At 66.8% G+C, this 20,747-nt stretch carries 17 protein-coding genes; 12 read left to right on the top strand and 5 right to left on the bottom strand.

Going from position 1 to position 20,747, the window contains the following annotated elements:
- Nucleotides 1–27: 27 nt before the first annotated feature.
- Nucleotides 28–1,683, bottom strand: a complete 1,656-nt coding sequence (locus Q0Q02_RS08720) for an acetolactate synthase large subunit (RefSeq protein WP_293808537.1) — start codon at nucleotides 1,681–1,683, stop codon at nucleotides 28–30.
- Nucleotides 1,684–1,826: 143 nt separating this feature from the next.
- The gene (locus Q0Q02_RS08725) at nucleotides 1,827–2,615 is read right to left on the bottom strand and encodes a class II glutamine amidotransferase (protein ID WP_293808539.1); all 789 of its coding nucleotides are present in this window, start codon (nucleotides 2,613–2,615) and stop codon (nucleotides 1,827–1,829) included.
- A gap of 264 nt (nucleotides 2,616–2,879) precedes the next feature.
- Here Q0Q02_RS08725 and Q0Q02_RS08730 point away from each other — a divergent pair, with 264 nt between their 5' ends.
- The 3 genes from Q0Q02_RS08730 to Q0Q02_RS08740 all read left to right on the top strand — a co-directional run bounded on the left by Q0Q02_RS08730 (nucleotide 2,880) and on the right by Q0Q02_RS08740 (nucleotide 6,749).
- Nucleotides 2,880–3,479, top strand: a complete 600-nt coding sequence (locus Q0Q02_RS08730) for a TRAP transporter small permease subunit (protein WP_293808541.1) — start codon at nucleotides 2,880–2,882, stop codon at nucleotides 3,477–3,479.
- 134 nt (nucleotides 3,480–3,613) lie between these two features.
- The gene (locus Q0Q02_RS08735; protein WP_293808617.1) at nucleotides 3,614–5,311 is read left to right on the top strand and encodes a TRAP transporter large permease subunit; all 1,698 of its coding nucleotides are present in this window, start codon (nucleotides 3,614–3,616) and stop codon (nucleotides 5,309–5,311) included.
- A 19-nt stretch (nucleotides 5,312–5,330) separates the two neighbouring features.
- Complete coding sequence (locus Q0Q02_RS08740) at nucleotides 5,331–6,749, top strand: sodium:proton antiporter (protein ID WP_293808619.1); 1,419 nt, start codon at nucleotides 5,331–5,333, stop codon at nucleotides 6,747–6,749.
- A gap of 180 nt (nucleotides 6,750–6,929) precedes the next feature.
- Here Q0Q02_RS08740 and Q0Q02_RS08745 read toward each other — a convergent pair whose 3' ends face one another.
- The 3 genes from Q0Q02_RS08745 to Q0Q02_RS08755 form a co-directional block, all read right to left on the bottom strand.
- Nucleotides 6,930–7,940, bottom strand: coding sequence for a DUF4105 domain-containing protein (locus Q0Q02_RS08745; protein WP_293808543.1), 1,011 nt, complete (start codon nucleotides 7,938–7,940; stop codon nucleotides 6,930–6,932).
- Between the two features lie 36 nt (nucleotides 7,941–7,976).
- Nucleotides 7,977–9,587 (bottom strand): phosphoenolpyruvate carboxykinase, encoded by a 1,611-nt coding sequence (locus Q0Q02_RS08750; RefSeq protein ID WP_293808545.1) that lies wholly within the window; start codon nucleotides 9,585–9,587, stop codon nucleotides 7,977–7,979.
- A 256-nt stretch (nucleotides 9,588–9,843) separates the two neighbouring features.
- Complete coding sequence (locus tag Q0Q02_RS08755) at nucleotides 9,844–10,605, bottom strand: HugZ family protein (RefSeq protein WP_293808547.1); 762 nt, start codon at nucleotides 10,603–10,605, stop codon at nucleotides 9,844–9,846.
- A gap of 141 nt (nucleotides 10,606–10,746) precedes the next feature.
- On the opposite strand from Q0Q02_RS08755, the gene Q0Q02_RS08760 reads away from it, so the two are divergent.
- The 9 genes from Q0Q02_RS08760 (at nucleotide 10,747) to tsaE (ending at nucleotide 20,742) form a co-directional block, all read left to right on the top strand.
- Complete coding sequence (locus Q0Q02_RS08760) at nucleotides 10,747–11,448, top strand: response regulator transcription factor (RefSeq protein WP_293808549.1); 702 nt, start codon at nucleotides 10,747–10,749, stop codon at nucleotides 11,446–11,448.
- A 68-nt stretch (nucleotides 11,449–11,516) separates the two neighbouring features.
- Nucleotides 11,517–13,316 (top strand): sensor histidine kinase, encoded by a 1,800-nt coding sequence (locus Q0Q02_RS08765; RefSeq protein ID WP_293808550.1) that lies wholly within the window; start codon nucleotides 11,517–11,519, stop codon nucleotides 13,314–13,316.
- A gap of 7 nt (nucleotides 13,317–13,323) precedes the next feature.
- Nucleotides 13,324–13,791 (top strand): serine/threonine protein kinase, encoded by a 468-nt coding sequence (locus Q0Q02_RS08770; RefSeq protein WP_293808552.1) that lies wholly within the window; start codon nucleotides 13,324–13,326, stop codon nucleotides 13,789–13,791.
- Between the two features lie 108 nt (nucleotides 13,792–13,899).
- On the top strand, nucleotides 13,900–14,301 hold the full coding sequence (locus tag Q0Q02_RS08775) for a PTS sugar transporter subunit IIA (RefSeq protein WP_293808554.1): 402 nt from the start codon (nucleotides 13,900–13,902) through the stop codon (nucleotides 14,299–14,301).
- Nucleotides 14,302–14,319: 18 nt separating this feature from the next.
- Nucleotides 14,320–14,634 (top strand): HPr family phosphocarrier protein, encoded by a 315-nt coding sequence (locus Q0Q02_RS08780; RefSeq protein ID WP_293808556.1) that lies wholly within the window; start codon nucleotides 14,320–14,322, stop codon nucleotides 14,632–14,634.
- A gap of 5 nt (nucleotides 14,635–14,639) precedes the next feature.
- Entirely contained in the window at nucleotides 14,640–14,771 is a 132-nt protein-coding gene (locus tag Q0Q02_RS08785) for a hypothetical protein (protein WP_293808558.1), read from the top strand.
- Between the two features lie 118 nt (nucleotides 14,772–14,889).
- Complete coding sequence (gene ahcY / locus Q0Q02_RS08790; RefSeq protein WP_293808559.1) at nucleotides 14,890–16,284, top strand: adenosylhomocysteinase; 1,395 nt, start codon at nucleotides 14,890–14,892, stop codon at nucleotides 16,282–16,284.
- Between the two features lie 403 nt (nucleotides 16,285–16,687).
- Nucleotides 16,688–19,168, top strand: a complete 2,481-nt coding sequence (locus Q0Q02_RS08795; RefSeq protein WP_293808560.1) for a PAS domain-containing sensor histidine kinase — start codon at nucleotides 16,688–16,690, stop codon at nucleotides 19,166–19,168.
- Nucleotides 19,165–20,742: a tRNA (adenosine(37)-N6)-threonylcarbamoyltransferase complex ATPase subunit type 1 TsaE gene (gene tsaE, locus Q0Q02_RS08800; RefSeq protein WP_293808562.1), complete on the top strand. Its 1,578-nt coding sequence runs from the start codon at nucleotides 19,165–19,167 to the stop codon at nucleotides 20,740–20,742. The genes Q0Q02_RS08795 and tsaE overlap by 4 nt, the downstream gene beginning before the upstream one ends.
- The last annotated feature ends 5 nt before the right edge of the window (nucleotides 20,743–20,747 follow it).

A 20,747-nucleotide genomic window follows, 5' to 3' on the forward strand; every position in this document is an offset into this window, starting at 1 on the left:
GACCCGCGGTGAGCGATGAATCGTGGCTTAAGCCAGATCGACGTCCGGCACCTTGTTCCTGAGTTCCTCGACGAGGACGCGGGTGTTCTCGGAATAGTCGATCGGGCAATCGACGAGATGGACGCCGCCGCCCTTGAACGCCGCTTCCAGCGTCGGCACCAGCGCCTCGGCCGAGGTCACGCGCGAGCCCTTGGCGCCATAGGCCTTGGCATAGGCGACGAAATCGGGATTGCCGAAGGTCATGCCGTAATCCGGGAACTGGTCGACGGCCTGCTTCCAGCGGATCATGCCATAGGCGCCGTCATTGAGGACGAGCACGACGAGGTTGAGCCCGAGCCGGACCGCTGTCTCCATCTCCTGCGAGTTCATCATGAAGCCGCCATCGCCGCAGAGGGCCATGACGCGCCGCTTCGGGTGCAGCATCGCCGCCATCATCGCCGAGGGGAGGCCGGCGCCCATCGTCGCCAGCGCATTGTCGAGCAAGAGCGTGTTGGCGACATGGGTGCGGTAGTTCCGCGCGAACCAGATCTTGTACATGCCGTTGTCGAGGCAGACGATGCCGTCCTCCGGCATCGCCGCGCGCACGTCATGGACGAGCCGCTGCGGCGTCACCGGGAAACGATCCTCCTCGGCGCGGGCATTGATCTTGGCCAGGATCTTCTGGCGCCGCTCCAGCATCTGCGTCTGCGCCGGCAGCTTGCCTTCCAGCCGGTCGGCGAGCCCCGTCATCGTGACGCCGATATCGCCGATCACCTCCGCATCGGGATGGTAGACCTGCTCGACATTGGCCGATTGGAAGCCGAGATGGATCACCTTCGGCCCGCCGGCATTGCGCATCAGGAAGGGCGGCTTCTCGATCGTGTCGTGGCCGACCGCGATGATCAGGTCGGCAGCGGCGACGGCCTCATGGACATAGTCGCCCTCGGAGAGCGCGGCGGTGCCGAGATAGAGGTTCGAGCCGCCGGTGACTGCGCCCTTGCCCATCTGCGTGTTGAAGAAGGGCAGGCCGATGCGGCGCACCGCAGCCGAGAGCGGCTCGACCAGGCGCGGCCTGTTGCCGGCGGCGCCGATCATCACCAGCGGGCGCTTGGCGGCGAGGATCATCGCGGCCGCGCGGTCGAGCGAGACGGCTGGCGCGACCGGGCGGTCGAGCGGATGGACCGGGATCAGCGGGATATCCTCGATCTCCTTGGCCGCGATATCCTCGGGCAGTTCGAGATGGACAGGGCCCGGCCGCTCCTCCATCGCGACGCGGAAGGCATCGCGCACCACGGAGGGGATGCTGCCGGGGCTGACGATCTGGCGGGTCATCTTGGTCAGCGGGCGCATCGAGGCGACGACGTCGACGATCTGGAAGCGCGCCTGTTTGGCGGTCATGATCGCCTTCTGCCCGGTCAGCAGGATCATCGGCATCGCGCCGAGATGGGCATAGGCCGCGCCGGTCGAGAAATTCAGCGCGCCGGGGCCGAGCGTCGCGATGCAGACGCCGGGCTTGCCCGTCAGACGGCCATGCGTCGCGGCCATGAAGGCTGCGGCCTGCTCATGCCGCGTCAGCACCAGCTCGATCTTCGACGTGCGCAGGGACTCGACGACGTCGAGATTTTCCTCGCCGGGAACGCCGAAGACGCGGTCGACACCCTCGTTCTCAAGCGCTTCGACCAGAAGATCGGAACCCTTCTTCATCGCCTGTGCCTTTCCCGGAGATAGCCTCGCCGGGAAGCAAGGCTAGGCCTTCGACGTAGGAAGACAACCGGTGGCGTGTCAGGGCGCGCGGCACATGGCCGTCCTGCCCGACCGCGGCTTGAAGCGAGCGCTCCGATGCTGGCTCAGGCCGCCTGTTTCAGCGCGATCTCGAAAGGTGTGAAGGTGACAGCGCCGCCTCGCACCGCGACCAGCGTGTTGCAGGGCAGGGCTTGCCAGCATTCGCGGGCGGCGTCGACCGGCTCGGAGGCGACGACGACGCTGTCCGGCCGCTCGCAGACATAGAGGCTCGGCGGCTTCGTATCCGAGGACCAGCGGACCGCGTGGATGCCGTCGCCATCGGCGAGCGCCGCGGCGCAGCGCAGCGGCTCGCGGATGCCGGCCTGCTGCATCAGGGAAAACGCGTCGGAGAGCGCAGCCGCCAGAGCGTCGTCCGGTGCCATGCCATCGGCCAGATGAGCGAGAGTCAGCAGGAAGAGAGCCTCCGAATCGGTTGTGCCGGCGCGGGCGCCGTAAAGCGAGTCGGGGATCAGCGCTTCCAGCCGCCGGCGGATCGTGCCGTAGCCGCCGATCTGGCCGTTATGCATGAAGAGATAGCGGCCATGGACGAAGGGATGGCAGTTCGCCCGCGTCGTCGCGGTGCCGGTTGCGGCCCGGACATGGGCGAAGAACAGGTGCGAGCGCACCTGCCGCGCGATCGAGAGCAGGTTCTCGTCCGACCAGGCGGGGCGCACCTCGCGATACTGGCCGGGCTCCGGTCGCTCGCCATACCAGCCGACGCCGAAGCCGTCGCCATTGGTGCCGGTCTTGGCTTCCTCGGCATGAAGCGACTGGTGGATCAGCGAATGGCAGGGCGAGGCGACGAAATCCTCGAGGAAGACGGGAACGCCGGAATAGGCGAGGAAGCGGCACATCGGCGCCTCGAATCGAGCGTGGAAAGCGGGTCGGAGAATAATGTTCTCCGAAGATGAACGCCAACATAACGATTATTCGCCGGGCGGGCGAGGCAGGGAGCGCGGCCACAATTTGCTGCCGCAAAAACAGGCAGTCGTGCGCTCCGCCTTTCGTCCAATGGATAAGACCCGCACAGTCTTGCGTGGAGCGCAGCCCTCCTATACCGATCCTGCCGACAAAGGGGCGGAAACGGCGCAGAATTGCGCCCTCACGGGAGCGGGAATGTGAAGGGTCTCCTTGCCATCAGCCGGGTCATCGACGCGGTCAACGGCCAGATCGGCAAGAAAGTCGCCTGGCTGATCCTGATCGCGGTGATCGTGGCGGCGGTCAACGCCATCGTCCGCAAGGTCTTCAACGTCTCGTCGAATGCCTGGCTCGAGCTGCAATGGATGCTGTTCGGCGCGGTCTTCCTGATGTGCGCCTCCTGGACGATGCAGGTGAAGGAACACATCCGCATCGACATCGTGAACGCCGCGCTGCCGAAGCGCGTCCGCCAATGGATCGAGCTGCTCGGCCACCTGCTCTTCCTGATGCCGTTCTGCCTGCTGATCGTCTACCATTCCTGGCCGTTCTTCATGCGCTCCTATGCGATCAACGAGCAGTCGCTCTCGGCCGGCGGCCTGCCGCAATGGCCGGCCAAGGGCCTCGTGGTCGTCGGCTTCGTGATGCTGAGCTTCCAGGGCATTTCCGAGATCATCAAGACGATCGCGATCATGCGCGGCGATCTGGAGGATCACGAGGCGGCGCTCGGCCATGCTGCCGCAGCCGAGGCGGAAGCCCAGCGTCTGCTCGACCAAGCCAAGGAACAGGGCCTCGCTTCGTGAGCGGCCCGCAAGAAGTCCGGAACCGTCCCATGCACGCTCATCGCCTTCCGCGCGTCGCCGGCCTGCTGCTCGCGCTCACGATCCTCGCCTTCTTCGGCCTTCATACCGGCGACGCCTTCGCGGCGGGCGGCGGCATCGGCGATTTCCTGCGCGTCAACATGGCGCCGGTGATGTTCGCGACGCTCGTCGTCTTCCTGCTGCTCGGCTATCCCGTCGCCTTCGCGCTCGCGGCCAACGGCCTGCTCTTCGCGCTGATCGGCATCGATCTCGGCCTGTTCCAGGAGAACTTCCTGCAGGCGCTGCCCGAGCGCATCTACGGCACGATGAACAACGACGTCCTGCTGGCCGTGCCGTTCTTCACCTTCATGGGGCTGGTCCTCGAACGTTCCGGCATGGCCGAGGACCTGCTCGACACCATCGGCCAGCTCTTCGGGCCGGTCCGCGGCGGCCTCGCCTATGCGGTGATCTTCGTCGGCGCGCTGCTTGCCGCGACCACCGGCGTCGTCGCGGCTTCGGTGATCTCGATGGGCCTGATCTCGCTGCCGATCATGCTGCGCTACGGCTATGACCGGCGCCTGGCTTCCGGCGTCATCGCGGCATCCGGCACGCTGGCGCAGATCATCCCGCCCTCGCTCGTGCTGATCGTGCTCGCCGACCAGCTCGGCCGTTCCGTCGGCGATATGTACGAGGGCGCCTTCATTCCGGGCCTCGTGCTCTCGCTGCTCTATGCCGGCTACGTCTTCCTTGTCACCATCATCTGGCCGCAGCGCGCGCCCGGCCTGCCGCCGGAAGCACAGACCTTGCGGGATGCGGACGGCAAGACGCGCCGCTTCTCGTTGCTCGTCGTCGCGATCATCTCGCTCGCGCTGGCCTATGCCTATATGAAGCTGTTCACGCAGGTGAAGGCCGGCTCCGATTTCGTCGTGCTGACGATGTCGCTGATGGTCGCGATCTCCTTCGTCATTGCACTTCTGAACAAGCTGCTGCGCCTCAACCTGCTCTCGCGCATGACCGAGCAGGTGATCTTCGTCATGGTGCCGCCGCTGGCGCTGATCTTCCTCGTGCTCGGCACCATCTTCATCGGCGTCGCGACGCCGACGGAAGGCGGCGCCATGGGCGCGACGGGGGCGATCTTGCTCGCCTGGGGCAAGCGGCGCATGACCTTCGACCTGCTCAAGCAGGCGACGGAATCGACCGCCAAGCTCTCGGCCTTCGTGCTCTTCATCCTGGTCGGCGCGCGCGTGTTCTCGCTGACCTTCTACGGCGTCAACGGCCATCTCTGGGTCGAGCATCTGCTGGTCGGCCTGCCGGGCGGCGCGACGGGCTTCCTGATCGTCGTCAACGTGATGGTCTTCCTGCTCGCCTTCTTCCTCGACTTCTTCGAGCTGGCCTTCATCATCGTGCCGCTGCTCGGGCCTGCGGCGGAGAAGCTCGGCATCGATCTGATCTGGTTCGGCGTCATCCTCGGCGTGAACATGCAGACCTCGTTCATGCACCCGCCCTTCGGTTTCGCGCTGTTCTTCCTGCGCTCGGTCGCGCCGAAGAATTCTTACAAGGATCGCGTCACCGGCCGCATGATGGAGCCGGTCACCACCGGCCAGATCTACTGGGGCGCGGTGCCCTTCGTGGTGATCCAGTGCATCATGGTCGCGCTGGTGGTGATCTTCCCGAGCATGGTCATGCATTACAAGGCTTCGGCCGTGCAGCTTGACCAGAAGGCGATCGACAAGCAGTTCGACTCGATCCAGATTCCCGGCCTCGGCGGTACGGGTCTGCCGGGCGGATTCGACCTCAACGCGCCGCCGGTCATCGGCACGCCGCCCAAACCGTAAGGCGGGCCGCGTCGTGGCAGTGGCGGCCGGCAGGCTGATCGCGGTGGCGTCGCTCGCGCTCGTGGCGGTGCCTGGCACCGCCTGGGCGGCGGGCGATATCGGCGGGGCGACCATGGGCGCCGGCTGGGCCTTGCCCTTCGCCGGCATGCTGCTCTCGATCGCGCTCGGTCCCGTGCTGTTCCCGCATCTCTGGGAGCATCACTACGGCAAGTTCGCCGGTTTCTGGGCCGCGCTGACGCTGGTACCGCTCGTCCTGCTGCGCGGCTTCGATCCCGCGCTCGGCGCGTTGCTGCACACCGCGCTGCTCGACTATATCCCCTTCATCATCCTGCTCTTCGCGCTCTTCACCATCGCGGGCGGCATCCTGATCTCGGGCAATCTGCGCGGCACGCCGGCGACCAACACGGTGCTGCTGGCGATCGGCACGGTTCTCGCGAGCTTCGTCGGCACGACCGGCGCCTCGATCATCATGATCCGGCCGGTGCTGCGGGCGAATGACGACCGGCGCTTCAACGTCCATGTCGTCGTCTTCTTCATCTTCCTGGTCTCGAATATCGGGGGATCGCTGACTCCGCTCGGCGACCCCCCGCTCTTCCTCGGCTTTCTGCGCGGCGTCGATTTCTTCTGGACCACCACGCATCTGCTGCCCGAGACGGCTTTCGCCGTCGCCGTGCTGCTCGGCCTGTTCTACGCGCTCGACAGCTGGTTCTTCCGCAAGGAGGAAGGCTTTCCGAAGCTCAAGGACCCGACGCCGGACCGCGCCATCAAGCTCTGGGGCAAGGTCAACATCCTGCTGCTCGCCGGCGTCATCGTCGCGATCCTGATGTCGGCGAACTGGAAGCCGGGCGTGGCCTTCACGCTGCACGGCGTTCCCGTCGAGGGCCAGAACCTGCTGCGCGATGTCATCCTGCTCGCCCTCGCCGGCCTGTCGCTCAAGCTGACGCCCGGCCCCGTCCGCGCTGGCAACGAATTCAGCTGGGGCCCGATCAAGGAGGTCGCCAAGCTCTTCGCCGGCATCTTCATCTGCATCATCCCGGTGCTGGCGATGCTGCAGGCCGGCAAGGCGGGGGCTTTCGCGCCGCTGGTCGCGCTGGTCAGCAATGCCGACGGCAGCGCCAACACGGTGGCCTATTTCTGGCTGACGGGTGCGCTCTCCTCCTTCCTCGACAATGCGCCGACCTATCTCGTCTTCTTCGAGCTGGCGGGCGGCGATCCGAAGGCGCTGATGACGACGGGGGCGCTGACGCTGGCGGCGATCTCGGCGGGTGCCGTCTTCATGGGCGCCAACAGCTATATCGGCAATGCGCCCAACTTCATGGTCTACGCCATCGCCAAGGACCGGAAGGTGAAGATGCCGAGTTTCTTCGGCTACATGCTCTGGTCCGGCGCGATCCTGATCCCGCTCTTCGTGGTGCAGACGGTCCTGTTCTTCCGGTAGACCCCAAGTGTCATCCCGTGCGCGCTGCAGCATGTGAATGCTGCCGCGCAGACACGGGACCGCCTTCCGAAGAGGGCGTCTCTTTCTGCGCGCTTTCCGAAAAGGCGCCCTATCCTGCGCGCGGTCCCGTGTTTGCGCAGCGGCACTGCGCGCCGCGGCGCGCACGGGAAGACAGCGGTGTTACGGCCGCCCGGTCGGCACGCCCTCCCGGATCTTCGCCGAGAACTGCGGATCGTCCAGCGAGAGCGTGCGCGCGTGGTCGCCGATGCGCGCGGTCCGGACCAGTTCCTCCAGCGGGATATCCTGCCGGATCGCGCCGATCTGCTGGAGATAGCCGGGCAGATAGCCCGAGAGCAGCACGCGCGGGTCGAGCGGTAGCGAGAACTTCCAGCCCGGCGCGACGCTGGAGACGAGGTGGTAGACCACCGTCGTGCAATTGGTCGTCAGCGTGTTGTACCAGCGCGGCTTGGCGGCGAGGTCATTGATATCGGCCGCATAGGCGAGAAGCAGGTCGCGGGCCTGGGTGGCCGAGGCGCTGAGGCGGAAGAGCCGTGCGTCCTCGCGCCGCGCATGGGTGCGCAAGCCGACGATGTCGCGCTCGTCGGCGGCGACATAGGCCATCTCGTAGCTGCGGAAGAAGCCGGCCAGCGCCGACCACTCCTCGCCCTTCTCGCGCCGGACCTCGATCGAGAAGGTCAACGGCACCGAATCCGAGAAGGTGAAGCTGACGAGGAGATGCGCGATCGCCTCGCCCGACCAGTAGGTCAGGAAGATATCGGCGCCGGTGACGGACGCGAGATTGAAGCGCCGCGTTTCCCAGACCTGATCGTAATCCGCCTCCGTGCGCCAATGGAAATGACGCAGGTTGGACACGGTGATCGCATCGCCCTCGCGTGCGATGGTCGGTAGCCGTGCGAGCTCGGGAATCCAGTCGCGGTCATGCGAGGGCTGGAAGCTGCTCCACCATCCGAGTAGGGCGAGGAAGACGGTGGCGAAGCCGAGCGGCAGGCGCAGATCGCTCGTCCAGACGCCGACGAGGCCGGCAAGCGCGGCGATGCCGAAGCCGATCGCCGCGATGGTGGCGGTCGCGCCCGACAGGCGGAACAGCAGGAAACCCGCGCCCCAGATGGCGGTACCGAGAAGGACGAGGGTGAGGAGAAGCTTCAGCACAATGAAAAAGAGGCGGCTCATGGCCGCCTCTCGTAGCATAGTCCGGAGGGTTTGGCCTCAGGCCGCGAGCGAGCTCGACGGCGCGGCCGCCTTCACGGCGTCGTCGACATGGTCCTCGAACTTCGCGAAGTTCTTGGCGAACATGCCGATGAGGTCCTTGGCCGTTGCGGCGAAGGCGGCTTTGTCGGCCCAGGTCTTCACGGGATAGAGGATATGCGGCTCGACCCCGGGGACCGAAGTGGGGACGGCGAAACCGAAATACGGATCCCGGCGGAAATCGGCGCGGTTGAGCGAGCCGTCCAGCGCCGAGGAGAGCAGGCGGCGGGTCACGCGGATCGGCATGCGCCGGCCGGTGCCGTATTTGCCGCCGGTCCAGCCGGTGTTCACCAGCCAGCAATCGACATGGTGCTTGGCGATGAAGTCGCGCAGCAGGTTGGCATATTCCGACGGATGCCGCGGCAGGAAGGGCGAGCCGAAGCAGGTCGAGAACTCGGGCTCTACGCCGACGAGACCGCGCTCCGTACCGGCGACCTTGGCGGTGTAGCCGGAGAGGAAGTGGTACATCGCCTCGGCAGGCGTCAGCTTCGCGATCGGCGGCATCACGCCGAAGGCGTCGGCGGTCAGCATCACGATGTTCTTCGGGATGCCGGCGCGGCCGGTGCGCGAGGCGTTGGGGATGAAGTCGAGCGGATAGGCCGAGCGGGTGTTCTCGGTCTTGGACTGGTCGTCGAAATCGACCTCGCGGGTCAGCGGGTCCATGACGATGTTCTCGAGCACCGTGCCGAAGCGCAGCGAAGCCGCGTGGATCATCGGCTCGGCCTCGGCCGAGAGGCGGATCGTCTTGGCGTAGCAGCCGCCCTCGAAGTTGAAGATGCCATCCTTCGACCAGCCATGCTCGTCATCGCCGATCAGCGTGCGCTCGGGATCGGCCGAAAGCGTGGTCTTGCCGGTGCCGGAGAGGCCGAAGAAGATCGCGGAATCGTCCTTGGAGCCGACATTGGCCGAGCAGTGCATCGGCACCACCCCCTTGGTCGGCAGGACGTAGTTCAGATAGGTGAAGACCGATTTCTTCATCTCGCCGGCATAGGCCGAGCCGCCGATCAGCACGATCTTGCGGGTGAAGTCGATGGCGACGACGGTCTCGCTGCGGCAGCCATGGCGCTTCGGATCGGCCTTGAAGCTCGGCAGGTCGACGATCGTCATCTCCGGCACATAGGCGCTGATCTCGTCGCGCGACGGGCGGATCAGCAGGTTGCGGATGAACAGCGAGTGCCAGGCCATCTCGGTGAAGACGCGGGCCTTGACGCGATGGACAGGGTCGGCGCCGCCATAGAGATCCTGCGCGAACAGCTCCTTGCCCTCGGTATGGGCCAGGAAATCGCCGAGCAGCGTCTCGAAATGCTCAGGGCTCATCGCCTGGTTGTTGGCCCACCAGACGGTGTTTTCGGTCAGCGCGTCGCGCACCGTGAACTTGTCCTTCGGCGAGCGGCCGGTATGGGTGCCGGTATCGGCGCAGAGCGCGCCGCCGCGGGCGAGCCGGGATTCACCCCGGTCGAGCGACGCTTCGTAGAGCTGTGACGCTTCCAGGTTCCAGTGCACGGCCTTCAGCTTGCGGAAGCCGAAGCCCTCGGCGCCTTGGGCGGCGTTGAACTGACCGATATTGTCCACTGAATTCCTCCGGAGGCCGCCATGCTGTCGGCGGCCTGTTGTCTTCACGAATGCGCTTGGACCGGTGGCAGGGCCCAGCGTCGAAGGCGAGGCCCTAGAGGCCACGATGGGTCTTTACGGCGATGCGGCCCCTCGCTCAAGTCATTGAAAAGGCCCGTCACCGCTGCAAACTTCTCTAAATCGATTGAATTTCAACCTGTGGTAAATGGCCGCGCGTCCCTGCGACGGCTCGGTCTGCAAGGCGATTTTCGAGGCGTCAGGCCGCTTGGGCGCGTGCCTTGGTGGCGAGTTCCGCCAGGACGCGCCGCAGGGCGCCGGGGCCATCTACCGAGGCCGGGAAGGGCAGGCGCAGCACCGTGCTGCCGAGACCGATGTCGAGCCCGTCGGGGTCGAGCCCGATGGCCCGCCAGTCCCCGGCCTTCGCGCCGAGCAACTGCGTGGCGTAGAGGCCGATCGCCTCGGCATGATCCTCGTTCATATGCGCGACGGCGCCGGCTTCCACGTCCGCGAGTGCGGCGGCGTGTGCCGGATCGCTCATCAGGTCGGCCGGCGTCGGCGCGAAGGCGCGGGCGAAGCCGCCATTGAGGCTCGCACCCTCGATCTCCAGGGCGAAGAAGGAGAAATCCGGGAAATCGGCATAGAGTGCCGATTTCGGCTGGCGCGCGAGATAGCGGCGGCGGATGCGCGCGCCCTCCTCGCTCTCGCGGTCGATTTTGCGGGCGTGGACCTTCAGCGTGATCCGCGCATGGGCGAGCGGATCGCCCTTGCCGCCGGGCGAAATCAGCAGCGAGGCGCGTGGATCGTTGGCGAGGTTGCCGGTATGGGCGGCGAGCCCCGAGATCAGGATGATCGGCGTGCCCTGGATATCGGTGGCGAGCCCGACCAGGCTCGCGGAAGGGTGACCGTCGGGGCCGAGCGTGGCGAGCGCGGCCGAACGCGCCTCGCGCAGCAGATTCTTGGCCTCCAGGCGCACAGCCTCGTCCATCGGCTGGATCACGTCTTTGGCGGCCTTGGCCATGGAACCTTACTCCGATTTCCAGCTTGCGCTACGGAGACATAGGCAAATCGCCACGCCCCGGCTAGATTGCCGCCACGCTTTGGCCTCTCTCGCGCGAGAGGGGAACCGTTTATTGCAACGTGACAAAGAGACGAAAGCCTTATGCCAACGATTGCGCTGGTCGACGACGACCGCAACATCCTGACATCGGTTTCGATCGCCCTCGAGGCCGAGGGCTATCGCATCATGACCTATACGGACGGCGCCTCGGCGCTCGACGGGTTGAAGCAGAACCCGCCGGACCTTGCGATCTTCGACATCAAGATGCCGCGCATGGACGGCATGGAGCTGTTGCGGCGGCTGCGCCAGAAATCGGATCTGCCCGTCATCTTCCTCACCTCCAAGGATGAGGAGATCGACGAGCTCTTCGGCCTGAAGATGGGCGCCGACGACTTCATCCGGAAGCCGTTCTCGCAGCGCCTGCTGGTCGAGCGCGTCAAGGCGATCCTGCGCCGGGCCGGCGCGAAGGACGCGACCGCCGCCCCCCGCCCCGAGGACGCCAAGGCGCTGGAGCGCGGCCTGCTGCGCATGGATCCCGAGCGCCATACCTGCACCTGGCGCGGCGAGCCGGTGACGCTCACCGTCACCGAGTTCCTGATCCTGCAGTCGCTGGCGCAGCGCCCGGGCGTGGTGAAGAGCCGCAATGCCCTGATGGACGCCGCCTATGACGACGAGGTCTATGTCGACGACCGCACCATCGACAGCCACATCAAGCGCCTGCGCAAGAAATTCAATCAGGTCGACGCCGAGTTCGACATGATCGAGACGCTCTACGGCGTGGGCTATCGCTTCAAGGAAGTCTGAGGCAAGGAAGGCGAGGGCGCGCCGGATTCGCCGTCGCCGTCATTCCGAGCGGGAAGCAAGCCGCAGCCATGGCAACCGTCGACAACGAGGCCAGAACGCCCGCGCCGCCCTCCGGCTGGCGCGCCGGGCTGCGCCGCCGCGTCGGCATCGCCTGGCGGCGCATGGCGCGCGCGGTCTCGCTGCGCGCCGCCTCCAGCCTGACCCGGCGCATCCTCGTCCTCAATCTCGGCGGGCTCGTCGCGCTGCTGATCGGCTTCCTCTACCTCAACCAGTTCCGCGAGGGGCTGATCGAGGCGCGCGTCCAGAGCCTGCTGACCCAGGGCGAGATCATCGCCGGCGCGATCGCGGCTTCCGCCACGGTCGAAATCGACACGATCACCATCGATCCCGACAAGCTGCTGCAGCTCCAGGCCGGCGAGAGCGCCGGCATTGCCGAGGATCCGCTCGATTTCTCGATCAATCCCGAGAAGGTCGCTCCGCTCCTGCGCCGGCTGGTGATGCCGACCAAGACCCGCGCGCGGGTCTACGACAAGGACGGCATGCTTACCATCGACTCGCGCAGCCTCTATTCGCGCGGCGACGTGCTCCGCCTCGACCTGCCGCGCGTCGGCGAGCCCGATGAGCCGCCGCTGCTGGAGCGCACCTGGAACATGCTGCGCAACCGGCTCGGCAAGGCCGATGTCCCGACCTACGACGATTTCGAGAACGCCAACGGCAAGTCCTATCCGGAGGTCGCCCGCGCCCTGAACGGCGCCCCGGCCAGCGTCGTGCGCGTCAACACCCGCGGCCAGACCATCGTTTCGGTTGCCGTGCCCGTGCAGCGCTTCCGGACCGTGAAGGGCGCGCTGCTGCTCTCGACGCAAGGCGGCGACATCGATGCGGTGATCGCCGCCGAGCGCTTCGCGATCTTCCAGGTCTTCGCCGTCGCAGCCGGCGTGATGATCGTGCTCTCGATCCTGCTCGCCGGCACCATCGCCGAGCCGATCCGCAAGCTCTCGGAAGCAGCCCAGCGCGTGCGGCGCGGTGTCAAGTCGCGCGAGCAGATCCCGGATTTCAGCAGCCGCCATGACGAGATCGGCCACCTCTCGGGCACGCTGCGCGACATGACCAAGGCGCTCTACAGCCGCATCGAGGCGATCGAGAGCTTCGCCGCCGATGTCGCTCATGAACTGAAGAACCCGCTGACCTCGTTGCGCAGTGCGGTCGAGACCTTGCCGCGCGCCAGGAACGAGGATTCGCGCGAGCGCCTGCTCGCCGTGATCCAGCACGATGTTCGCCGGCTCGACCGGCTGATCTCGGATATCTCCGACGCCTCGCGGCTCGATGCCGAGCTCGCGCGCAACGATTCCGCGCCGGTCGACGTGGCGCAGGTGCTCGGCGCCGTCGTGACGATCCAGAACGAGACGCGGCGCGAGGGGCAGGCGAAGATCGAGTTGAGCAGCGACCGCCGCAGCCAGCGTCTCGGCGACGACGCATTCCTCGTGCTCGGCCACGATTCCCGCATCGGCCAGGTCCTGGTCAACCTGATCGACAATGCCCGTTCCTTCTCGCCGGCGGACAAGCCGGTGAAGGTCGTGCTCTCGCGCGTTGCCAACGACGTGCTCGTCACCGTCGAGGACGAGGGGCCGGGCATCGAGCCCCATGCCCTGGAGCGCATTTTCGAGCGCTTCTACACCGACCGCCCGAACGAGGGTTTCGGCCAGAATTCCGGGCTCGGCCTGTCGATCTCGCGCCAGATCGTCGAGGCGCATCGCGGCTCGATCCGGGCCGAGAACCGGCTTGGCCCGGCCGGCCCCGATGGCGAGGCGTCGCGCCTCGGCGCCCGCTTCATCGTCTGCCTGCCGGCAGCCTATGCCCATGCGGCCTGAGGCCAGAATGGCTGCCGTGCCCCTGCAGGAGCAGACCCGGATCCACGCGACCGTGATTGCCGTCGGCGAGGCCGGCATTCTGATCCGCGGCGCGTCCGGCAGCGGCAAGTCGACGCTCGCGCTCGCGCTGATCGCCCTCGCCTCGCAAGGGGGGCGCTTCGCCAGGCTCGTCGCCGACGACCGCACCGAACTCGTCGCCGCTGGCAATCGGCTGGTGGCGAGGCCGGTCGCGCCGCTGGAGGGCATCGTCGAGCGGCGGGGGCTAGGCCTCACACCTGAACCCCATACCGGAGCGGTCGTGGTCCGGCTCATCGTCGACCTTGCGGCCGAGGAGCCGGCACGGATGCCCGAGCCCGAGGATCTCGTCGACAGCCTCGCCGGGGTCGACCTGCCGCGCCTGCGCATGACAGGCCGCGCCGGTGACGAGAGGCTTGCGCTGAATGCCTTGGACTTATTCACAGAGGCCGGGCACTGATCGCGATTTTGACAAGTTTGACGGTTGACGGCTTGCGCATATCTCGCTCCTGCCGCATAAACCGCGACCTTGTCCGGGCGCTGACGGCGCTCTCCGGTGCTGGATTGAATGATCGGACTGGTCCTCGTGACACATGGGCATTTGGCGACGGAGTTCCGCGCTGCGCTCGAACACGTCGTTGGCCCCCAAAGGAACCTTGCGACCATCGCCATCGCGCCCGATGACGACATGGAGAGCCGGCGCCGCGACATTATCGCCGCCGTCGAGCAGGTCGAGACCGACCGCGGCGTCATCATCCTGACCGACATGTTCGGCGGGACGCCCTCGAACCTGGCGATCTCGGTCATGGAGCCGGGCCGCATCGACGTCGTCGCCGGCGTCAACCTGCCGATGCTGATCAAGCTCGCCAGCGTGCGCGAGGAGAAGACCCTCGACGAAGCGGTCACCAGCGCGCAGGATGCGGGCCGGAAATACATCACGGTCGCCAGCCGCGTGCTGGCCGGCAAGTAACGGCGCCGAGAGGGGCGGATGGACGAAGACTGCGACTGCCCCGAAGTCGAAATCCCCAACGGTGCCCTCTACGGCGAATTCGAGATCGTCAACAAGAAGGGTCTGCACGCCCGCGCCACGGCGAAATTCGTGCAATGCGCCGCCCGCTACGAGGCCGATATCACGGTAAGCCGCTGCGGCGAGACCGTGGGCGCCACCTCGATCATGGGCGTGCTGACGCTCGGCGCCGGCATCGGCTCGACGATCACCATCGTCGCCAGGGGCGCCGAGGCGAAGCCTGCGCTGGATGCGCTCGCGGCCCTCATCGCCGACAAGTTCGGCGAGGGGGAATAAGCACCATGCCGGCGATCTTCGGCTGGATCGAGATCGTCGCCGGAATTGTTTCGCTTCTGCTTGTTGGCTGGTTCTTTATCGAGCTTCTGCGCGGCCGGGTATCGCTGCGGCGCTTGCGTGGCAGCGGGTGGCTTTGACGAATCCAATCCGACTCGCGCTAATCATATAAAGACATCTTTATATCTTTGATTGCCTTTCGCTCCGGGCGCTGCTAGAGAGCGCGCCATCATTCAGGTTGAGCGATTGGAGCCCCCCGTGTCGGATTACATCGTCAAGGACATCTCGCTTGCGGATTACGGCCGCAAGGAAATCAACATGGCCCAGGACGAGATGCCGGGCCTGATGGCGGTCCGCGCCGAGAACAAGGGCAAGGCCCCGCTCAAGGGCGCCCGCATCGCCGGCTGCCTGCACATGACCATCCAGACCGCCGTGCTGATCGAGACGCTGAAGGATCTCGGCGCCGACGTCCGCTGGTCGTCCTGCAACATCTTCTCGACCCAGGACCATGCCGCCGCCGCGATCGCCGCGACCGGCACCCCCGTCTTCGCCATCAAGGGCGAGACGCTGGAGGAGTACTGGGAGTACGTGCTGAAGACCGCGACCTGGGGCGACGGCGGCACGCCGAACATGATCCTGGACGATGGTGGCGACCTGACCATGCTGATCATCCTCGGCGCCGAGGCCGAGGCCGGCAACGCCGCCTTCCTCGACAAGCCGGGCAATGAGGAAGAGACGATCTTCTTCGCGCTGATCAAGCGCCAGCTCAAGGCCAACCCGGGCTGGTTCACCAAGACCCGCGCCGCGATCAAGGGTGTCTCCGAGGAGACCACCACCGGCGTGCACCGCCTCTACGAGCTCGCCAAGGCCAACCGCCTGCCGTTCCCGGCGATCAACGTCAACGACTCGGTCACCAAGTCGAAGTTCGACAACCTCTATGGCTGCCGCGAGTCGCTGGTCGACGCCATCCGCCGCGGCACCGACGTGATGATGTCGGGCAAGGTCGCGGTCGTCGCCGGCTATGGCGACGTCGGCAAGGGCTCGGCCGCCTCGCTGCGCCAGGCCGGCTGCCGCGTGCTCGTCACCGAGATCGACCCGATCTGCGCCCTGCAGGCGGCGATGGAAGGCTACGAGGTCGTGACCATGGAAGACGCTGCCCCGCGCGGTGACATCTTCTGCACGGCCACCGGCAACCTCGACGTCATCACCGTCGACCACATGCGCGCGATGAAGCACCGCGCCATCGTCTGCAACATCGGCCACTTCGACTCGGAGATTCAGGTCGCCGGCCTGAAGAACTTCAAGTGGGACAACGTCAAGCCGCAGGTCGACGAGGTCGAGTTCCCCGACGGCAAGCGCATCATCCTGCTCTCGGAAGGCCGCCTGGTGAACCTCGGCAACGCCACGGGCCATCCGTCCTTCGTGATGTCGTGCTCGTTCTCGAACCAGACGCTGGCCCAGATCGAACTCTGGAACCACCACGCCAACTACCAGAACAACGTCTACACGCTGCCGAAGCATCTCGACGAGAAGGTCGCGGCGCTCCACCTCGCCAAGGTCGGCGCCAAGCTCACCAAGCTCAACGACGCCCAGGCGAAGTACATCGGCGTGCCGCAGGCTGGCCCGTTCAAGCCCGAGCACTACCGCTACTGACAAGGCGCTCGAGCGCTGACGATCGGAAGGCCCGGCATCCGCCGGGCCTTTTTTCATGGCTGTGCCTTCCGGGAATCACATCCGAAGACACTACAAATTGTGCCTCTCTGATTTTCTGCCTCTATTGGTTGATGATCTCTCGCCGTGCCCGAGTCTGTCCGGATAATCGAACGATTTACCTGCCATTAAGCACTTCCTGACGGAGTCCAGCGATGATTAGAGTGGGACTGATTCGGCTGCCGCGATGCGCGGGCCGGGTCGAAAGCTCTGATGTGATTGGCGTGGTGGCGAGCGTGGATCGGCCCCCCGGAGATGGCAGCCCTGCCAGCTCCCCCGGCCGATTCCGACGGGCCCGATGGACAGGGCGGCTTGAAGGCCGCCGGAGAGGCGACGGACGTTGAGGATGGCACGGGCGAGGCGACAGGGGCGAGATGGCGGCTGGCGTCCGCGCGCGTTGCTGCCTGGGCTGGCCGTCGCCTCGGTCACCGTTCCGACGATGGCGCGCAGCGAGTGGCTGGCGCCGTTATCCTCGGATGCCATGAGCTCCGGCGGGGTGTCGCTGTTTCTCGCGGGGCTCACCGTCTTTGCCGCGACGACATCGCTGATCTATGTGCGTGAGCGGACGCGCTGGCAGAAGCGCGAGGCCAGGTTCGCGGCGGATCTCGAAGCGGCGCGCAGCCATCAGGAGCGGCTCTCGATCCTGCTCGCGGCCGATCCGCAGGTGGTCGTGAGCTGGAAGGGGCGCGATGCCGAGCCCGTCTTCGAGGGCGATAGCGGCTTTCTCGGCGCTCCCGGCGCGACGCTGGCGCTGGCCTATGGCAGTTGGGCGCCGCCGGCCGATGCCAAGCGCCTGGAGCTGGCGACCGATGCGCTCAAGCGGCGCGGCGAGGCCTTCAATTTTACCCTGCGCAGCAAAGCTGGTCCCTTCATCGATGTCGAAGGGCGCCCTGTCGCCGGGCGCGCGGTGATCCGCTTCCGCGAGGTGACGGGCGAGCGGGCGCAGGTCATGACCCTGCGCGGCGAGCTCGAACGGGTGACGGCGGGCCATGCGGCGCTGTCCAGCCTGCTCGCCGGGCTGCCGCACCCGGCCTGGATGCGCAATGCCGATGGCCGCCTGACCTGGGTCAATGCGGCCTATGCCCGCGCGGTCGAGGCTGCCGATCCAGCCGCCGTCGCGAAGGGTGGGCTCGAACTGCTCGATCGCACCGAGCGTGACGCCGCCGCACGGGCCCGTCGCGAAGGCGCGACTTTCGCCGTGCGGGCGCCGGCCGTGGTCTCGGGCCAGCGGCGCACGCTCGACATCATGGAATTGCCGACCGCGACCGGCTATGCCGGCTTCGCCATCGACATGAGTGAGCTGGAGGCGATCCGTGCCGATCTCCAGCGCCAGATGGACGCCCATGTCGGCACGCTCGATCGGCTGAAGACGGCGGTTGCGGTCTTCGACCGCGCCCAGCGGCTCGTCTATCGCAATTCCGGCTTCGAGGCGCTCTGGTCGCTGGAAGCGGGCTTCCTTGACGGCCAGCCCACGGATGGCGAGATTCTCGACAGGCTGCGCGCTGAGCGGCGCCTGCCGGAACTCGGCGACTACCGCAGCTGGAAGGCGGCGGCGCAGGCCGCCTATACGGCGACGCGCGCCAGCGAGGACTGGTGGTATCTGCCGGACGGGCGCACTGTCCATGTCGTTGCCAGCCCCAATCCGCAAGGCGGCGTCACCTATCTCTATGACGACGTCACCGAGCGCTTCACCCTGGAATCGCGCTTCAACGCGCTCTCCCGCACCCAGCGCGAGACGCTCGACTCGCTGCGCGAGGGCGTCGCCGTGTTCGGTTCGGACGGGCGGCTCAAGCTCTCCAATCCGGCCTTCGCCCAGTCCTGGCGCATCCAGGGCGGCGATCTTGCCGCGAGCGCACCGCATATCGACGAGGTCATCCGGCTCTGCCGGCCGCTCTTCCCGCAGGACGAGGTCTGGAGCGAATTGCACAGCGTCGTCACCGGCGTGCGCGATGCGCGCGAGGATTACAGCAGCCGCATCGAGCGGCGCGACGGCACGGTGCTCGACATGGCCGCCGCCCCGCTGCCGGACGGCGCGACGCTGATCTCCTTCGCCGACGTCACCGCCAGCGTGAATGTCGAGCGGGCGCTGACCGAGAAGAACGAGGCGCTGGAGACGATCTCGCGGCTGCGCGAGGATTTCGTCCACCACGTCTCCTACGAATTGCGCTCGCCGCTCACCAACATCATCGGCTTCGCCCAACTGCTGGGCACCGAGACGGTCGGTGCGCTCAACGAGAAGCAGCGCGACTACACCTCCCATATCGTGCGCTCCTCGGGCGCGTTGCTCGCCATCATCAACGACATTCTCGACCTCGCCACGATCGACAACGGCGCGCTGACGCTCGAGATCCAGGATGTCGACGTCGCCGACGCCATCGCGCAGGCGGCGTCCGGGCTGCAGGACCGGCTGACCGACAGCAAGCTCGACCTCAAGGTCGAGATCGATGCCCGCACCGGCCCGCTGCGCGCCGACGGCAAGCGCCTGCGCCAGGTGCTGTTCAACCTGCTCTCCAACGCCATCGGCTTCTCCTCCCCCGGCCAGACCGTCACGGTGAATGCGACGCGCACGGGCGGGGACATCCGCATCACCGTCGCCGATCAGGGCCGCGGCATTCCGGCCGAAGTCATGGAGAAGGTGTTCGAGCGCTTCGAGAGCCATTCGCTCGGCTCCAGCCATCGCGGCGTCGGCCTCGGCCTCTCCATCGTCCGCTCGATCGTCGAACTCCATGGCGGCCATGTCGAGCTCGATTCCGCGCCCGGCCGCGGCACGCGGGTGACAGCCGTCTTTCCGGCACAGGGCGTGCCGCTCTCGGATGCCGCTGAATGACGGAAGAAGCCCGCAAGGCCGGCACGCACCGGCTTCTGCTGGCGGACGAGGCGGCGACGCTGCGCCTCGCCGCCGATATCGCCGCCATCCTGAAGCCCGGCGATATCGTCGCGCTCTCCGGCCATCTCGGTTCCGGCAAGTCGCTGCTGGCGCGCGCCATTCTGCGCGAGCTTGCCCGCGACCCCACGCTTGAGGCGCCGAGCCCGACCTTCACGCTGGTCCAGAGCTACGAGACGGCGCACGGCGCCGTGCTCCACGCCGATCTCTACCGCGTGCGCTCGCCCGACGAGCTCGACGATATCGGCTTGGTCGAGGATATCGACCGCCTGATCCTGCTGGTCGAGTGGCCGGACCGGGCCGGCACGCGCCTTCCCGCGGCCCGGCGCCTCGACATCGTGCTCGACGTCGATCCCGACAATCCCGAGACCGGCCGCATTGCCGATCTCTCGGGCGGCGTCCTCTGGAAGCAGCGTCTCGCCATCGCGGTCGCCTCGCGCCGCCTCCTCGATGCTGCCGGCTGGGGCGAAGCGCGTCGCGACTTCATGCTGGGTGACGCCTCGACGCGCGCCTATGAGCGCCTGACCCGGCCGAATGGCGAGAGCGCGGTGCTGATGATCTCGCCGCCGCGTCCGGACGGCCCGCCGATCCGCCTCGGCAAGCCCTATAGCGCGCTCGCCCATCTCGCGGAGAATGTCGAGGCCTTCGTCGCGATGGATCGCGGTCTGCGCTCGCTCGGCTATGCCGCGCCGGAAATCCTCGCCGAGGATCTGACGACCGGCCTGCTCATCCTTGAGAACCTCGGCAACGAGGGCGTGATCGACGCCGAGCGCCAGCCGATCGCCGAGCGCTACGAGGCGGCTGCGAGGCTCCTTGCCGATCTCCATCGCCACACGCTGCCGGCGATCCTGCCGGTGGCCGAGGGGATCGACCACGCGATCCCCGAATATGACCGCCAGGCCATGGCGATCGAGACCGAGCTGATCCTGGAATGGTATGCGCCGCATATCGCCGGGGCGACGCTGCCGGCCGTGACGCAGGCCGAGTTCGCCCGGATCTGGAGCAAGCTCTTCGACGAGATCCTCGCCCAGCCGGCGACCTGGACGCTTCGGGACTACCATTCGCCGAACCTGATCTGGCTGGAAGGGCGCGAAGGCCATGCCAGGCTCGGCCTGATCGATTTCCAGGACGCGGTGCTCGGCCATCCCGCCTATGATCTCGCCTCGCTCGGCCAGGACGCGCGCGTCGATGTCCCGGCCTCGCTGGAACTGCGGCTGCTCGCGGCCTATGGCGCGGCGCGGCGGGCCGACACGCCGGATTTCGACCTGGCCGGCTTTGCCCGCGCCTATGCGATCCTCGGCGCCCAGCGCAACACCAAGATCGCCGGCATCTTCGCTCGCCTCGACAAGCGCGACGGCAAGCCGGACTACCTCAAGCACCTGCCGCGCATCGAGGGCTATCTGCGCCGCAATCTCGATCACCCCGCCCTCGAAGAGCTGAAGAGCTGGTATCAGGCGCATATGCCGAAGCTGTTCGAGACCGAAGCGGCGGATGAGAGCAATCCGCGACCTGACTGAACCGT

Origin of the sequence: uncultured Allobosea sp., assembly GCF_945956895.1 — a bacterium.
In the GTDB taxonomy this organism is placed as follows: domain Bacteria; phylum Pseudomonadota; class Alphaproteobacteria; order Rhizobiales; family Beijerinckiaceae; genus Allobosea.

Excerpts from the sequence above, each read along its gene's own strand:
- Q0Q02_RS08720 (WP_293808537.1), bottom strand. The coding sequence starts at position 1,683 with ATGAAGAAGGGTTCCGATCTTCTGGTCGAAGCGCTTGAGAACGAGGGT.
- Q0Q02_RS08755 (WP_293808547.1), bottom strand. The coding sequence starts at position 10,605 with ATGGCCAAGGCCGCCAAAGACGTGATCCAGCCGATGGACGAGGCTGTG.
- Q0Q02_RS08770 (WP_293808552.1), top strand. The coding sequence starts at position 13,324 with ATGGCTGCCGTGCCCCTGCAGGAGCAGACCCGGATCCACGCGACCGTG.
- Q0Q02_RS08725 (WP_293808539.1), bottom strand. The coding sequence starts at position 2,615 with ATGTGCCGCTTCCTCGCCTATTCCGGCGTTCCCGTCTTCCTCGAGGAT.
- Q0Q02_RS08760 (WP_293808549.1), top strand. The coding sequence starts at position 10,747 with ATGCCAACGATTGCGCTGGTCGACGACGACCGCAACATCCTGACATCG.
- Q0Q02_RS08785 (WP_293808558.1), top strand. The coding sequence starts at position 14,640 with ATGCCGGCGATCTTCGGCTGGATCGAGATCGTCGCCGGAATTGTTTCG.
- Q0Q02_RS08745 (WP_293808543.1), bottom strand. The coding sequence starts at position 7,940 with ATGAGCCGCCTCTTTTTCATTGTGCTGAAGCTTCTCCTCACCCTCGTC.
- tsaE (WP_293808562.1), top strand. The coding sequence starts at position 19,165 with ATGACGGAAGAAGCCCGCAAGGCCGGCACGCACCGGCTTCTGCTGGCG.
- Q0Q02_RS08795 (WP_293808560.1), top strand. The coding sequence starts at position 16,688 with ATGGCACGGGCGAGGCGACAGGGGCGAGATGGCGGCTGGCGTCCGCGC.
- Q0Q02_RS08765 (WP_293808550.1), top strand. The coding sequence starts at position 11,517 with ATGGCAACCGTCGACAACGAGGCCAGAACGCCCGCGCCGCCCTCCGGC.
- Q0Q02_RS08780 (WP_293808556.1), top strand. The coding sequence starts at position 14,320 with ATGGACGAAGACTGCGACTGCCCCGAAGTCGAAATCCCCAACGGTGCC.
- Q0Q02_RS08775 (WP_293808554.1), top strand. The coding sequence starts at position 13,900 with ATGATCGGACTGGTCCTCGTGACACATGGGCATTTGGCGACGGAGTTC.